Here is a 14893-nt window from a genome sequence, read left to right as displayed (position 1 = left end):
AGCAAAAACTAGATTCTATAGTCTTTTAAAAGTAGTAAGCGTAGTTTAGTGTAACATCACTGCTTGCAAGACCCGGAGTGTTGTTTCTAAAGTAGTACTGATACTCTAATGATACACTTTGATTAATGCCGATAAATGCCATCAAGCCTACTTTTACAGTTGGAAGTATAGTAGGGGCTGGAGCGGCAGTTTCTGGTTTTTTCTCTTCATTGGCACTATTTTGTGCTGCGTTTATGATGCGTTGATTAGCAGTATATTGGGCGATAAGTTTATTAAGGTTGTCTGTAGCAGCCTGCAAAGCTTTATCTGCTGCATCTTTTGCTTTTTTTGCCTTATCGTAGTCTTGCTGTCCTTGTGCTAGGTTATTTTTATTAGTTAGTGCGTCGTTATATTCTTTTTGGGCATTAATTAGGTTTTGATTGGCTTGGTTTGCTTCTTGCTGTGTTCTACTTACTTCATTACCTATATTTTGGATTTTATTATTGGCATCATTTAGTGCATTTTGAGCATTAGTTAGGGTGGTATGTGCTGGGTTGTTATTATAGGCATTAAGCTGTGATAGGTAGGTATTTTGTGTATTACTCAAAGCTTTTTGGGCATTAGCAAGAGTATCTTGTGCATTTCTAAGTTTAGCTTTAGCATCTGCTAGGGCATTAGCAGTTGAGTTTGCGTTAAGCCCTGCGTAATAGCCCGGTGCTAAAGTCCTAGAGTTACAAAAGTTAGCATAGCCACTGCAAGAAGAACTTGGTGGATAGTAAGTAGGCTGATTGTTTATACTTAAAGCCCTGCTATAGGCAGACTGGGCGTTATTTACCTCGTTTTGTGCATTATTTACTGCATTTTGCGCATTATTTACTGCAGCTTGAAGGGCTGAAGTGTTAGGGGCTTGTGGTCTTGGCAAAGAATTTAGTGCATTATTAGCACTATTAACCATACTTTGTGCGTTGTTTTTATCGCTTATTGCTTGGTTAAGTTGGTTGTTAAGGTTACTAAGCTGAGAGTTAGTGCTTGTTATATTACTTAAGATATTAGCTACGTTACTACTAGCACTATTTATAGCATCATTTGCCCTGTTTAGATCTCCTTGTTTTGCACTCCAAGTTAGAGTTGCATTTATAAGATTGCTATTAGCTTGTACTTGAGCATCTCTTGCACTGTTTGTATTATCGCTTGCTTGATATATTGCAAACATTAGTGCATTTGCATTACTTCTAGCTTGGGCGGCAGAGATGGCAAAAGCAGAGTTTGCCCTACTTGCAGAAGTAGACTGGGAGTTAAAGTTACCACTTCCACTATTAACCACATCATTAGTCCTTATAGCAAGACCTACTCCTGCTGTGTAGCCTAACTTTACAAAGCCACTACCTACATCAAAGAGGTGGATAAAGTCAAGGTTTACCATGTACTGAGGTGTAAGGCTTGAGTTTAAGGTATTAACCCCCACTCCAACACTTGCTTGTAAGCCAAGAGTTGCGCCTTCTAGACTAGAAAAGACTCCAGCACCTAGTTTTAGTTTTGCATTAGTTCCAGTGCCTGAAAAACGAACTCCATTATCCACTTCCTTAGCGCTTATCCCAGCACCTACTCCAACCCCAGCAAAAACCTTTAGACCATTAATCTTATTAGTGTTAGCACCTGCCTCAGCTGCAAATGCACTAGTAGTTCCTAAGACTAAAATCAAACTAGAAGCTATCAATGTTTTAGTGACTTTTTTCATTTTAGAATCCTTAATTTCTATGTCTATTTTGTAGTCTTTTATAGTTGAAATTATAGCTGATGGAGCCCTGTAGCAGGGGCTTTGTAGAAGGATGAAAAAGGTATAAAAATTATTAACTAATAAGTTTTTGATAAATAAAATATTTACTTAAATACTTCTTATAACTTAAGGTTTTATTAATATAAAAACAAAGCTAGTCAATCTAGCTTAATAATCAAAATGCAATTAAAAAATATCACTTTAAAAACTGTAATTGGTCTTTGTAAGAACTATATAAGGTTAAGAGTATTTTACCTATCCTTTTTAAGCCTTGCTATCTCATCGCGCAAGCTTGCTGCTACTTCAAAGTCTAGTCTTTTAGCAGCCTCTAGCATCTTAGCCGTCAAGTCTTTTACTATCAAAGCTTTTTGCTCTTTTGGAATCTTTTCCTTCCTTAGTCTATCAAGCGTTTTTGAAGTGTCTTCAAGTCGTAGTTCATCTTCTAAGTTTCTATTAACACTTTTTGGAGTTATGTTGTGTTCTTTGTTAAAAGCGATTTGTTTTTCGCGGCGGTAGTTGCTTACATCAAAGGCTTTTTGCATGGACTTTGTAACCTTTTTGGCGTATAAAAGCACAAAGCCATTAATGTTTCTAGCAGCACGCCCCATTGTTTGTATAAGGCTAGTCTCACTCCTTAAAAAGCCTTCTTTATCAGCATCTAAGATGGCTACTAAGCTTACTTCTGGGAGATCTAGCCCTTCACGCAAGAGATTTATCCCAACTAAGACGTCATACTCTCCAAGACGCAGCTCACGTATAAGATGGTTTCTTTCAATGGCATCTATATCACTATGCATATAACGCACTTTTATGCCTTCTTTAGAGTAAAACTTAGTTAGCTCTTCTGCCATCTTTTTAGTTAGCGTCGTAACTAGTACTCTTTCATTTTTAGCTACTCTTTTTAGAATCTCAGCCTTTAAGTCATTAACCTGATTAGTGCTATCTCTTACTTCATAGAGTGGGTCTAGAAGCCCTGTTGGGCGGATGATCTGCTCTGCTGTGTGTTCTTTACTTAGTTCTAGTTCAAGGTTTGCTGGGGTTGCTGAGACAAAAAGAAAGTTAGCCTTTTTGTTTATAAACTCTTCAAATCTTAAAGGTCTGTTATCAAGGGCACTTGGAAGCCTAAAACCATACTCGACTAAAACTTCTTTTCTGCTTCTATCCCCTGAGTACATACCGCCAAATTGAGGAAGGCTTACGTGGCTTTCATCGACTATTAAAAGATAGGGCTTTTTTTTAGATTCAAAGTAGTCTAAAAGCGAAAAGGGCGTCTCTCCGGGTGCTTTGCCAGTAAGATGTCTTGCATAGTTTTCTATCCCCTTACAAACACCACTTTCACTTATCATCTCCAAGTCAAACTCAACCCTGCTTTTTAGCCTTTCAAACTCTACTTGCTTATCTTGAGACTTATAAAACTCTAGCCTTTCTGCAAGCTCTTGCTCTATGTTGTTAAGGGCAGTTTTAAGGCGGTTTTGTCCGACTATGAATTGATTAGCAGCATAGATCACTACAGAATCTAAGGCTTTAACTTTTTTGTTTTCTAAGGCTTCATAGATAAAGATTCCTTCTATCTCATCATCAAAAAACTCTATCTTTAAAAATTCTATTTCATTATAGGCTGGAAATATGTCTATAACCTCGCCACTTACGCGAAAAGTACCCCGTTTGAAGTCCACCTCATTACGCGTATAGCCCATCTCTATTAGCTTTAAAAGAAACTGCTTTTGATTATAGCACTCTCCTATACTTATCTTTTGTATGGTTTGGATGTACTCTTCTGGGTTACCTAGACCATAGTTTGCTGAAACACTAGCTATAACTATGACATCATCATAGCCAAGCAGTGAAGTAGTAGCACTAAGGCGAAGCCTTTCTAAGTCGTCATTAATGCTTGAATCTTTTTCTATAAAAAGATCACGTCTTGGAAGGTAGGCTTCTGGTTGGTAGTAGTCAAAGTGGGATATAAAGTACTCGACATGATTTTTGGGGAAAAAGCTTCTAAACTCACTATAAAGCTGGGCACAAAGAGTTTTATTATGAGACATGATAAGAGTTGGCATGTTAAGGTTGGCTATGATGTTTGCCATAGTAAAAGTTTTGCCACTTCCTGTAACACCTTCTAAAGTATTGTACTTTGAGCCATCTTTGATAAAGCCAGTTATGGATGCTATAGCTTCTATCTGATCGCCTGCTGGCTTATAAGGTGAAGTTAGTTTAAAGGTATTTTGCATATGGGCTCTTTAATTTTGGATAGAATTAATAATCTTAAAAATAAGGATTCTAAAATGGTAGCAAATGATATTAAAAATGGTATACATCTGCTTATAGAGAGGATAGAAAAGCTAGAAGATGAACTCTCACAAAAAAACACTGTATCTAAAGAAAAAGATTCTGAGATAAGAGATCTTGGCTTTAAGATAAGTAATCTTAATGTACAAAATGAGCAAAAAGACTTAAGGATGAAAAAGCTAGAAGAACAAAACGCTCTCTTAACAGCACAGCTTAGAGAGATAGGTGAGCTAGTAGAAAACAGCACAAAAGAGTATAAAAAGCCTTAGTGATGATGAAAGACAGCTTAGATATTAAAGTTGGTGGAAGAACCTTTAGGCTAGAAACCACTAACTTTAATGAGCCCATAAAAGCCAACTTACAAGCCCTCTTTGAAGATAGGTCTTACTCAGTGGAGCAACTTTTGCACATGTTTATAGAGCTTTCTAATAAGTACGTTGCACAAAATCTTGACTTAGAAGAGATAAACACTTTCTTACAACAAAAACTACAAGAGCAACCTAAAGCTACCTCTTAAAAGCTATGCTTATATCAGTTAGCCCTATAGGTTTGCACTTAAATGAACTAGTCTATAGCACACAAACTCCTTTAGATAAATTTGACTTAGTGCTTATAAATCTAAGGGGCAAAGAGTATCTTGGAGTTGTTAGTCAAGTAGATCTAGCCTTACAAGCACCTAGCTTTACACCAAAGCCTGCTAGCAAATCACAGCTTTTTCTAACCAAACTACAAAAAGAGCTTTTAGAGTTTACTAGCAAGTACTACTTACAAAGCCTAGGTAATGTAGCTAGTATATTTCACTTAGATGATTTAAAAAATGTGCAAAAAGGTAGCTTAGATAAAAATCTTAAAAAGCCTTTAAAAAAAGCCCAAGCTGCCAAAACTCCTAAAGAAACTAGTCCTCTTTTAACCCTAAGCCAAGAGCAAGAAAAAGCTTTAAGATTTATAGAATCTAGGCCTTTAAGTTTGCTGTTTGGTGATACTAGTAGTGGTAAAAGTGAGATTTATTTTCATCTAATAGATTCTACGCTTAAGTCTCAAGAGAGCTCACAGTGCCTACTTTTGATGCCAGAGATCTCCCTAACGCCTTTGATGGAAAAAAGATTACAAAAGCACTTTGGGGATAAAGTAGCCATGTGGCATAGCAAGATAACAAAGGCTAAAAAGCAAAAAGTCTTAGATGGTCTAAAAGCAGGGAGTATAAAAATAATAATAGGTGCAAGGAGTGCACTTTTTTTGCCATGGAGTGATTTAAGATTAATTATAGTCGATGAAGAGCATGATGACTCTTTTAAGTCTCAAACCTCACCAAAATATAACGCACGCGACTTATGTGTGCTTTTAAGTCAAAGAGGTATAAAAGTAGTGCTTGGTAGTGCAACCCCAAGTCTAAAAAGCTACTATCTAGCAAAAGAGCATGGCTATCTTTATAGGCTTAAGGGCAAGTTTTTTAACTCACAAACTAAGCTTATACTTGATAATTCAAAAGAAGTTTTAAGCCCCCTTTTACTAGAAAGCTTACAAGCTGTGCTAGATAGCAAAAAGCAAGCTATTATCTTCTTGCCAACTAGGGCTAATTTTAAAAGCCTGCTTTGCACTAACTGTGCTAGTACTATAAAATGCCCTCACTGCCAAGTAAGCCTAAGCGTTAACTTCAAAAAAAACTCTCTAGTTTGTCACTACTGTAACTACCATATGCCCATACCTCTAGTTTGCCCAACTTGCGGGAGTGAAGAGCTAAGAGGCAAAAGACTAGGAACTGAAGAGCTTAAAAATACTTTAGAAGAGATCTTTACAGGCGCTAAGATAAAAATATGCGATAGGGATAATGCAAGTAGTTTTAAAGAGCTAGATAAGATTTTAAGTGAGTTTTCAGCCCATAAGTTTGACTTCCTTATAGGCACGCAGATGCTAAGTAAGGGACATGACTTTAAAGACGCTAGTCTTAGTGTGATACTAGGTATTGATCATATTTTAGGCTTAAGTGACTATAGGGCAAGCGAGAAGGCTTTTTCACTGCTTTTTCAGATAGCTGGGAGAAGTGGAAGGAGGGGAGAAGGAAGCGTGCTTATACAAAGTCTTAATACTTCTTATATAGAAGAGGTTTTTAAAGGAGGCTATCAAAACTTTTTAGAAAACGAACTCCTTCAAAGGGCCAATCTTTACCCGCCTTTTGTAAGACTGGCAAAACTTACCATAAAAGATAAAAATGAGACTAAAGCCTTAATGCGTGCTAGATATATAAAAGATGTGCTTAGTAAGTGTAAGGAAAAAGATGTAGAAGTGATAGGTCTAGCCCCAAGTAGTATGCCAAAGCTTAAAGACTACTACTTTTTTAACATCATCTTAAGATGCAAAAAAGCCACCCCTTTGCTTCAAAGCATACTTAGTCTTGAGTTTAATCTAAAAGATAAGCTAAGTTTTGATATAGATATAGACCCTATAGAGTTTTGAAGCTTTGTTGCTAGTTTTTTCTTTCTTTATTTTAATGGAAGTTGTAGAGATATATTCCATTAGTTCCTTTTTGCATCATGGAGAGAGAAGATTGGAGAAACTCTATCATGCTAGGAAGGGGAACTAATATCTACTATGCTACACCTTATGTTTTTTGCCTTGTGTTTTTACTTCAAGCGTTAAGACCTAAAATACATGCCTATAAAAATACTTACTTTTAATGCTTACTTCTTAATCCCAGCAAAAAACCTACCTTCATAAAGTGGTAGTTTTTCACCAACAAGCTCTAAGGCTTCTTTAGCAGAGTTAGCCTTATAGATCATATCTTCGCGTCTATCATCTAGCTTAGTGCCTCCAAGCTTGTTAGCATAGCCTTCATTTCCAAGGGCTACTATAAGCTTTCCTAGTTGCCAGCTAGCACTTAGCTCATTTAAAGTCCCACTTCCTCCAGCTATAGCTATGACTGCGTGAGAGATGCTAACTAGACTTAGATTCCTAGCCATGTCAAAGCCTATAGGAAGGGCTAAGTCTACGTAAGGATTAGCTATGCTTCTATCGTAGTTTGGGAGGATTCCTATGATGGTGTTAGGTTTATGATTTTTAGAAGCCCTTGCACCTTTGCAAGCTAGCTCCATAATGCCACCTAGCCCACCACAAGCTAAGACATAGCCACTATCTATGATGGCTTTACCTGTTTCATAAGCAAGCTCTAGTGTTTCTTCACTTAGTCCTTTTAAGCTTGCATTACCACATACTGCAATTATTTTCATTACTTAATTTCCCTTATATATGATTTAACTTTATGGATATTTTTAAGATTTAGGGCTTTTTACATAGCCTTTATCTTTTATGAAGCTTATCTTATTTTCATTTACAAGGGTACTCAAAGTCCTTTTTAGCTCTTTGAAACTAACTCCTAACGCCATGGCTGTCTCTTTTTCAAAGATATAAGGGGTAGTTTTAGATTCTAAGATAGAAAGTATTTTTTCTTTTAAGGCACTTTTATTAGATCTTATTATTAGATCTAGCTTGCCATCACTTCTTATATTTTTAACGCCTACTTTATAGACCTCACCTAGCTTTATCTCACAAAAGACTTCATTACTATAAAGCATGCCTTGGTAGTTACCTATAACACAAGAGTAGCCTAGATCGCTTTTAGAAACTACTAATGCATCTAAGTCCTTACTTAAAAAGCTTATATCTTTACAAGGCTTTAAGGATATGCTTATATCTTTTTTGGCTATTAGCCTATTTGAATGATCTTTTTGCAAAGTAACTACTACTTTAGAATCTAGTGGATAGTTGCTTGGATACTTAGTTGGCATGAAAAGATCTTTAGCTAGTCCCATGTCTAAAAAGATTCCATTTTCTACGTGGTCTTTTACCTTAAGTGCTTTTATCTCATCTAGCAATATTAGTGGTTTTAACGTGGTGGCTACTAGTCTATCTTCACTATCTGTATAGATAAAAACACTGACTTTTATATCTTTTTCATCAAGCTCGTTTGCATATATATTAGGAAGTAAAACTTCGCCTTCTAAGTCGTCCTCACCAAGGTAGTATCCAAACTCACTTTTCCGCTTTACATCTAGCATAGTTTGCAAACCTATTAAGGAACTTATGTCTTGCATTTTGGGGCCTTTACAAATTAAATTGATTTTTTCTAAGTATAATCTAAAATTAAATTTTAAATTAGGGCTCTCAAAGATGTTTAATAAATATGTGTTATCTGGCGTGCTGGTTTCAGCACTTATGGTTGGTGGTCTAAGTTTTCTAAATGCTGCGCCTAGCAACAATGCAACTGATATGAACAAACAAGAAGCATTCAAGCCAAGCTCAAAGGCTGATAGACTTAAAGCATATGCTAAGTTTACAAACTCAGTAGATATCATAGAAAAAGCCTATGTAGATAAGCTAACTATAGATCAGATCATAGATAAAGCACTTGATGGCTTGCTAAGCAACCTTGATGCACACTCTAACTACCTAAGTGCTAAAGACTTTAAGAATCTTAAGCACACAACGCAAGGAGAGTTCAGCGGTATAGGTATAACAGTGGGCATGAAAGATGGTGCTATAACTATCATCTCGCCAATAGATGGCACACCTGCTTCTAAAGCTGGGCTAAAAGCAGGGGATATCATCTTGAAAATAAATGATAAATCAACCATAGACATGAAGCTAGATGAAGCAGTTTCTTTGATGCAAGGAAGAAAGGGCACTAAAGTAGAACTAACCATAGTTAGAAGTGGGCTAGATAAGCCACTAGTTGTAAAGATAATAAGAGATACTATAAAGCTTGAAAGCACAAAAGTTAGCAAGATAGAGGGCACAAACTATGCCTACTTAAGGATAGCAAGCTTTGATAAAAACGTCGTTCCAGAGACCAAAAAACAGCTTAAAAAACTAGGCAAAGTAGATGGCATAGTAATGGATTTAAGAAATAACCCAGGTGGCTTATTGGAGCAAGCAGTTGATCTAACTAGCCTTTTTGTAAAACATGGAATCGTGCTTTCTGAAAGAGGAAGAAACGAAGAAAGAAAGATTCCAGTAGAAGGCGATGCTATATTTGCTAATATCCCTTTAGTAGTGCTAGTTAATGGCGGAAGTGCAAGTGCAAGTGAGATAGTAGCTGGAAGCTTGCAAGATAACAAAAGGGCAGTAATAATTGGTGAAAAAACTTTCGGCAAAGGAAGCGTTCAACAAATCGTGCCAATCTCTGATACTGAAGCCTTAAAGCTAACAGTGGCTAAGTACTACTTACCAAGTGGTAGAAGTATACAAGCCCTAGGCATCACACCAGATATTAAAATAGCCCCGGGAGTTGTCCCACAAGATAAAGATAGTGCCTTTAGCCTAAAAGAAGCCAACCTAAGAAAACATCTTAAAAATGAGCTTTTAGAAGACGAAGCGCCTAAAAAAGCAAAAGCTACAGAAGCAAAAGAGGAAAAAGAAGACAAAAATCTAATCACTACTAAAGATGTGATGGATGACATGCAGCTAAAAACTGCTATAGATACCTTAAAGTCATGGAATCTAATATCTGCATTTAAACACTAAGGAGGTGTGTAATGGAAGTTACAAAACAAAGACTGCTTTATGAGGGTAAGGGGAAAAGGATGTTTGAAACTAGCAATCCTAACCTTATCATAGCTGAGTTTAAAGATGACTTGACTGCATTTAACGCTTTAAAAAAGAGCAAAGAAGCAGGCAAGGGCGCACTAAACTGCAAGATAAGCACAGAGCTTTTTATACTTTTAAAAAATAACGGCATAAACTCTCACTTCGTAGAAAAGCTAGATGATATAGAGATGCTTTGTCAAAAAGTAAAAATCATACCTCTTGAAGTAGTTGTAAGAAACATCACTACTGGAAGTATCTGCAAACGCCTTGGCATAAAAGAAGGAATCTACTTTAAAGACACTCCTTTAAAAGCACCATTAGTTGAGTTTTACTATAAAGATGATGACTTAGGTGATCCACTTTTATATGAAAAACATGCCATTATGCTAGGTATCGCCACTAAAGAAGAGCTAGATGAGATGGCAGCAAAAGCTTTGAAGGTTAATGAGATTTTAAGTGCTTACTTTGATAGGGCAGATCTTACTTTAGTAGATTTCAAGCTAGAGTTTGGGCTAGATAGTGAGGGTAATATCATCCTAGCTGATGAGATAAGTCCAGATAGTGCAAGACTTTGGGATAAGCTAAGTGGCGAAAAGATGGATAAAGATAGATTTAGACAAGACTTAGGTGGTCTAAAAGTCGCCTATGAAGAAGTGCTTAATAGGCTTTTAAAGCTTTAAAAAGCATAAGATGAGTGAAGTAGGCATAGACTTAGTTAGCATAAGTCGTATAAAAAGTGCCTACTTAAAGTATGGGGAACGCTTACTAAAAAGATTCCTAAACAAGTCTGAGTTAGAGTTAGTAGCCTTAGAATCTAGCATTAACTATCAAAGGCTAGCTGGTATCTGGGCTTTAAAAGAGGCGTGTTCAAAGGCTTTAAAAACGGGCATAGGAAAAGAGTTAAGCTTTCATGATATGACTTACTTTAAAACTAGTGACGCACCAAATCTAAGCCTTAGCCAAAAGACTTTAGAGAAGTTTCAAGTTAAAAGTATAAGCGTTAGCCTAAGCCACGAAAAAGACTTGCTAACAGCGATTTGTTTTGTGACATTTAAGGATTAAATAGTGCAAGTAGTATTTGGCCCAATTCTTTCAAGACGCTTTGGTGTAAGCCTAGGTGTAGATCTCTCTCCTAATAAAAAACAGTGTAATTTTGACTGCGTGTACTGTGAGTTAACTAAGTCTAAGACTTTAGAAATTATGCAAGATATAGTACCACTAGATACTGTGCTAGATTCTGTGCGTGAGGCTTTAAAGCAAGATAGCAAGATAGATGTTTTAACCTTTAGTGCTAATGGCGAGCCAACCTTATACCCCTACTTATATGAGTTAATAGTAAAAACTAAAGAAATCTTAAAGCCCTATCCTCATATAAAAACTTTGATCCTTAGTAATGGCTCAAGATTCTGGGATGAAGACGTAAGAAAGGCTTTAAATGAGTTTGATATGGTTAAGTTTTCTTGTGATAGCTTAAATCCTAAAAGCTTTAAAAAAGTCGATAGGCCAGATGGTAGCTTAAGTCTAGATTCTATAAAGCAGGGCATAAAAGAGTTTTCTTTAAGCTATAAAGGCGCACTAATTGCTGAAGTGCTTTTTGTGAAAGATATCAATGATAGTATAGAAGATGCTAAAAGCATAGCTTTGTTTTTAAAAGAGGTAAATATCGCAAGGGTTGATTTAAGCACTATAGATAGACCTAGCTCTTATGCAGTAAAGCCTATAGACTATGAAAGTCTTGTAAGCCTTTCGTCTGCTTTTTGTGGTTTAAATGTATGTATAGCTAAGCGCGTGCCGCTAGATTATAAACACGAGAAAATGCATCTTGATGAAAATGGGATCTTAGAGCTACTTGCAAGACGCCCTTTAAGTATAGAAGATGCAAAAACCTTACTTGATGAAAGCACTTTTAAGCTTTTAGATTCTATGAAAGAGGCTAAAAAGATAAAGGTTCAAAGAGTTGGAATCTTAGACTTTTTTAAGCCTTTGTAGATAGTTTGTAGGGCATCTTATAAAGATGATATTAGAACTTAGAATCTAAAACTATAAAAATTTAGATTTCACAAACTAAAAAAGTTTTGTAAACATTTGCTAGGCTAAGCTTTACTTTTGTACTTCTAGCACATGATATAAGAAGTTATCCTTTTACTCCCCTATGCTTTCAAAGCATTAAGGAGGAGGAAAAGAAGGCACCCCCTAAGCGTCATGGAGAAAGTACTAAAATACTTGACTGCTTAGCTTATGTTTAGTTTGATTCTATAAGTTTTATAGAATCAAAAAAGCTAGTAGTTACTCTTTGATTGGGGCTTCAAACTTAATTTCTACTTGAGACCAAGTTAGACCTTTGTGACCTGCGGCTGCTTTTGTAAGTGACTTAAGAGACTTATCTAAGTGGAAAGAGTTTAGATCTAGCACACCTTTAGCTTCTATCTTGCCATCTTCTATCTCATACTCTAAAGGCACTAGAGTATGTCTTCCATTCATCTTAACTTTAGCAGTGATAGCACCTTTTTTATCACCTTCAGTCACTTTTTCAAATACCACTTCTATCTTTTCTTTTTTGTGAAAAGTACCAAAGAAAGCATTTTTCATGTTTAGATTTATAGCAGAAGCTTCCATCTCTACACTCATAGGATCAAAAATAGCCTTTGCGCCAGTAAGTTGTCCTTTTATACTGCTTTCATCTTTGCCAAAAGTGTATTTAGCGTCTTTAAAAGTTCCAGTAACTCCTACTTTTTCCATAGTCTTGAAACCTTCAAAGCTGCTTTCAAACTTACTAGTATCTATAGTTGTAGCTAAAGCCATAGCACCAAAGGCACTAAAAGCTGCTAGTGCAAGTACGATTTTTTTCATGGTAATGCTCCTTATTTTGTATATGTGATAGACTATCTAATATTCCTATTTTTATAGTCAAAAAGATGGCAAAAATAGGCTTTCTTTAACTTTTCTTTACAAAGAATGCAAAAGTAAGATAATATCTACTCTTATAATTATAACTATAAATAAAGGTGATATATGGGTGCTGTGGTTGCTATTAAAAAAAGAGGTTTTAAAAACATAAAGGCTAAGTTTTTTAGAGCTATGCATATGTATTTAAGTGTATTTTTCTTGCCTTGGGTTTTAGCCTATATAGCAACTGGTATTATGTATATATCTGGGTTTAATCAAGACGCAGGTGCCACTAAGCAAAGCTTTATACTAGAGCGTCATATAGATAAAAAAGATGACCTACTTCCCGCGTTAAAAGAGCATGCTAAGACTAAGGGCTTACGCGTACCAGATTCTAAACCTAGCCCTATTAAAGGTGAAAGCCTTAGTCTTAGCCTAGCAACACCGGGCTATGCTTTAAACATCATCTCAAAAAATAATCAAACCACTATAAGCACCATAGAAAGGAACTTCCTTGGAGTTATGCTTATGATGCATAAAAGTAAAGCTGGCATGCTTGTTAATATCTTTGCCATAGCATTTGGTATAAGCATGGTGCTTATGTATCTTTCAGGCTTTATCTATACTGCTTGGTGTAAGCACTATAGGAAGTCTTCTATCATCACTTTAGTGGCAGGCTTTGTTATATTTTTCTTCCTTTTTTGGCTTTCTCTTTAAGTTGTAGCTACTTTATCAAAGACTTTAAAGTCAGTTTTTGGAATCTTCAAGTAAGCTTACGTAAAGCAAAACTTTTTAAGGATGTGCATGCAAAACAATCAAGCAGATATTTTAATACTTGACTTTGGTAGTCAATATACCCAGCTTATAGCAAGACGATTGCGAGAGCATGGATTTTACGCTGAGATAGTGCCCTATTTTGAAAAGATAGATTCTATAAAGGCTAAAAATCCTAAAGGCTTAATCTTAAGTGGTGGTCCTGCAAGTATCTATGAAGAAGGTGCTTATAAGCCAAGTCTAGAGATATTTGATCTAAATATACCAGTACTTGGGATTTGCTATGGTATGCAGTTTTTGGTTGACTACTTTGGTGGCAAGGTAGAGAGGGCAGATAAGCAAGAGTATGGAAAAGCTAAGCTTGATATAGATGTGAGAGAGCCTATCTTTAAAGGCATAAGTAAAGATTCTATAGTGTGGATGAGTCATGCTGATAAGGTAGAAAGCCTACCAGAAGGGTTTAAAGCCATAGCTTCAAGTGATAACACGGCTAATTGTGCTTTTGTGTGTGAAAAGCAAAAAGTTTATGGATTCCAGTTTCACCCTGAAGTTGTACACAGTGATGAAGGCTTTAAGTTTTTAGTCAATTTCGCCCTTCTTTGCGGTGTAAAGCCAGACTTCAATATGGATAACTTTTTGGTTTATGAGATAGAAAACTTACAAAAAAAGATTAAGAGTGGTAAGGTGCTTTGTGCTGTAAGTGGAGGAGTTGATTCAAGTGTGGTGGCTACTCTTTTATATAAAGCACTAGGGGAGCGCGTCATACCTGTCTTTGTAGATACGGGGCTTTTAAGAGAGGGTGAAAGGGACGCAGTTTGTATGATGTTTAAGCAGTATCTAAATGTCCCTTTAATAACTATAGATGCAAAAGATGTATTTTTAGAGCGCTTAAAAGGTGTAACTGACCCAGAAACTAAAAGAAAGATAATAGGCGAAACTTTTATAGAGCTTTTTGAAAAAGAGGCTAAAAACCATAGTGATATAAAGTATCTTGCACAAGGCACGCTGTATCCAGATGTTATAGAATCTACTAGTGCTAAAGGTCCTTCAAAGGTTATAAAATCTCATCACAATGTAGGTGGGTTGCCTGAAAAGATGAACTTAGAGTTAGTTGAGCCTTTGCGTGAGCTTTTTAAAGATGAGGTTAGGAACTTAGGCCTTAAGCTTGGTATGGCAAAACCTATGCTTTTAAGACACCCCTTCCCGGGCCCCGGTCTCGCTATAAGAATAATGGGCAGTGTAGATGAAGAAAGTCTGCATATACTTAGAAAAGCGGATAATATCCTCTTAGATGAGCTACATAACTTTGGATTCTATAATAAAGTATGGCAGGCTTTTGTAGTGCTTTTAAACGTTAAGTCAGTTGGTGTCATGGGGGATAATAGAACCTATGAAAACACAGCTTGTGTAAGGGTAGTTGAAGCAAGCGATGGTATGAGTGCTGTTTTTGCCCATCTACCTTATGAGCTTTTAGAAAAAGTATCAAGTCGCATTATAAACGAAGTAGATGGCATAAATAGAGTGGTTTATGATATATCAAGTAAGCCACCAGCCACTATAGAGTGGGAGTAGTAGTATCAGAGGTATTTGATAGGTCTATATAAGGAG

At 36.3% G+C, this 14893-nt stretch carries 14 protein-coding genes; 9 read left to right on the top strand and 5 right to left on the bottom strand.

Going from position 1 to position 14893, the window contains the following annotated elements:
- Positions 1–25: 25 nt before the first annotated feature.
- Both BKH40_RS01585 and uvrB read right to left on the bottom strand, forming a co-directional pair.
- Complete coding sequence (locus BKH40_RS01585; protein ID WP_095276250.1) at positions 26–1717, bottom strand: hypothetical protein; 1692 nt, start codon at positions 1715–1717, stop codon at positions 26–28.
- 290 nt (positions 1718–2007) lie between these two features.
- On the bottom strand, positions 2008–3987 hold the full coding sequence (gene uvrB, locus BKH40_RS01580) for an excinuclease ABC subunit UvrB (protein ID WP_095276249.1): 1980 nt from the start codon (positions 3985–3987) through the stop codon (positions 2008–2010).
- Positions 3988–4041: 54 nt separating this feature from the next.
- Between uvrB and BKH40_RS01575 the strand changes: the two genes are divergently transcribed.
- Genes BKH40_RS01575 through priA form a run of 3 tightly spaced genes read left to right on the top strand, consistent with a single transcriptional unit; the run spans position 4042 to position 6499 of the window.
- Positions 4042–4314 (top strand): hypothetical protein, encoded by a 273-nt coding sequence (locus tag BKH40_RS01575; RefSeq protein ID WP_095276247.1) that lies wholly within the window; start codon positions 4042–4044, stop codon positions 4312–4314.
- Between the two features lie 2 nt (positions 4315–4316).
- Positions 4317–4562, top strand: coding sequence for a hypothetical protein (locus tag BKH40_RS01570; RefSeq protein WP_095276245.1), 246 nt, complete (start codon positions 4317–4319; stop codon positions 4560–4562).
- A gap of 5 nt (positions 4563–4567) precedes the next feature.
- On the top strand, positions 4568–6499 hold the full coding sequence (priA, locus tag BKH40_RS01565) for a primosomal protein N' (protein ID WP_095276243.1): 1932 nt from the start codon (positions 4568–4570) through the stop codon (positions 6497–6499).
- Positions 6500–6723: 224 nt separating this feature from the next.
- On the opposite strand, the gene BKH40_RS01560 is transcribed toward priA, so the two are convergent.
- Both BKH40_RS01560 and BKH40_RS01555 read right to left on the bottom strand, forming a co-directional pair.
- Positions 6724–7269, bottom strand: coding sequence for a TIGR00725 family protein (locus BKH40_RS01560; RefSeq protein WP_095276242.1), 546 nt, complete (start codon positions 7267–7269; stop codon positions 6724–6726).
- Between the two features lie 42 nt (positions 7270–7311).
- Positions 7312–8133 (bottom strand): S1-like domain-containing RNA-binding protein, encoded by an 822-nt coding sequence (locus tag BKH40_RS01555; protein ID WP_095276240.1) that lies wholly within the window; start codon positions 8131–8133, stop codon positions 7312–7314.
- A gap of 76 nt (positions 8134–8209) precedes the next feature.
- Here BKH40_RS01555 and BKH40_RS01550 point away from each other — a divergent pair, with 76 nt between their 5' ends.
- The 4 genes from BKH40_RS01550 to BKH40_RS01535 are packed head-to-tail and all read left to right on the top strand — an operon-like array spanning position 8210 to position 11614.
- Positions 8210–9562 (top strand): S41 family peptidase, encoded by a 1353-nt coding sequence (locus tag BKH40_RS01550; RefSeq protein WP_095276238.1) that lies wholly within the window; start codon positions 8210–8212, stop codon positions 9560–9562.
- Positions 9563–9573: 11 nt separating this feature from the next.
- The gene (gene purC, locus BKH40_RS01545) at positions 9574–10305 is read left to right on the top strand and encodes a phosphoribosylaminoimidazolesuccinocarboxamide synthase (protein WP_095276236.1); all 732 of its coding nucleotides are present in this window, start codon (positions 9574–9576) and stop codon (positions 10303–10305) included.
- Positions 10306–10315: 10 nt separating this feature from the next.
- Positions 10316–10687: a holo-ACP synthase gene (gene acpS, locus BKH40_RS01540; protein WP_095276235.1), complete on the top strand. Its 372-nt coding sequence runs from the start codon at positions 10316–10318 to the stop codon at positions 10685–10687.
- Positions 10688–10690: 3 nt separating this feature from the next.
- The gene (locus BKH40_RS01535) at positions 10691–11614 is read left to right on the top strand and encodes a radical SAM protein (protein ID WP_095276233.1); all 924 of its coding nucleotides are present in this window, start codon (positions 10691–10693) and stop codon (positions 11612–11614) included.
- A 297-nt stretch (positions 11615–11911) separates the two neighbouring features.
- Here the strand turns inward: BKH40_RS01535 and BKH40_RS01530 are convergent, their stop codons facing one another.
- Positions 11912–12475, bottom strand: coding sequence for a polyisoprenoid-binding protein (locus BKH40_RS01530; protein WP_095276231.1), 564 nt, complete (start codon positions 12473–12475; stop codon positions 11912–11914).
- A 162-nt stretch (positions 12476–12637) separates the two neighbouring features.
- Here BKH40_RS01530 and BKH40_RS01525 point away from each other — a divergent pair, with 162 nt between their 5' ends.
- Positions 12638–13228: a PepSY domain-containing protein gene (locus BKH40_RS01525; protein ID WP_095276229.1), complete on the top strand. Its 591-nt coding sequence runs from the start codon at positions 12638–12640 to the stop codon at positions 13226–13228.
- 81 nt (positions 13229–13309) lie between these two features.
- Complete coding sequence (gene guaA, locus BKH40_RS01520) at positions 13310–14857, top strand: glutamine-hydrolyzing GMP synthase (RefSeq protein ID WP_095276228.1); 1548 nt, start codon at positions 13310–13312, stop codon at positions 14855–14857.
- Positions 14858–14893: the final 36 nt, after the last annotated feature.

This window comes from Helicobacter sp. 11S02629-2, assembly GCF_002272875.1.
Taxonomy (GTDB): Bacteria; Campylobacterota; Campylobacteria; order Campylobacterales; family Helicobacteraceae; genus Helicobacter_I.
This window is presented reverse-complemented; position numbering and strand designations above follow the sequence as displayed.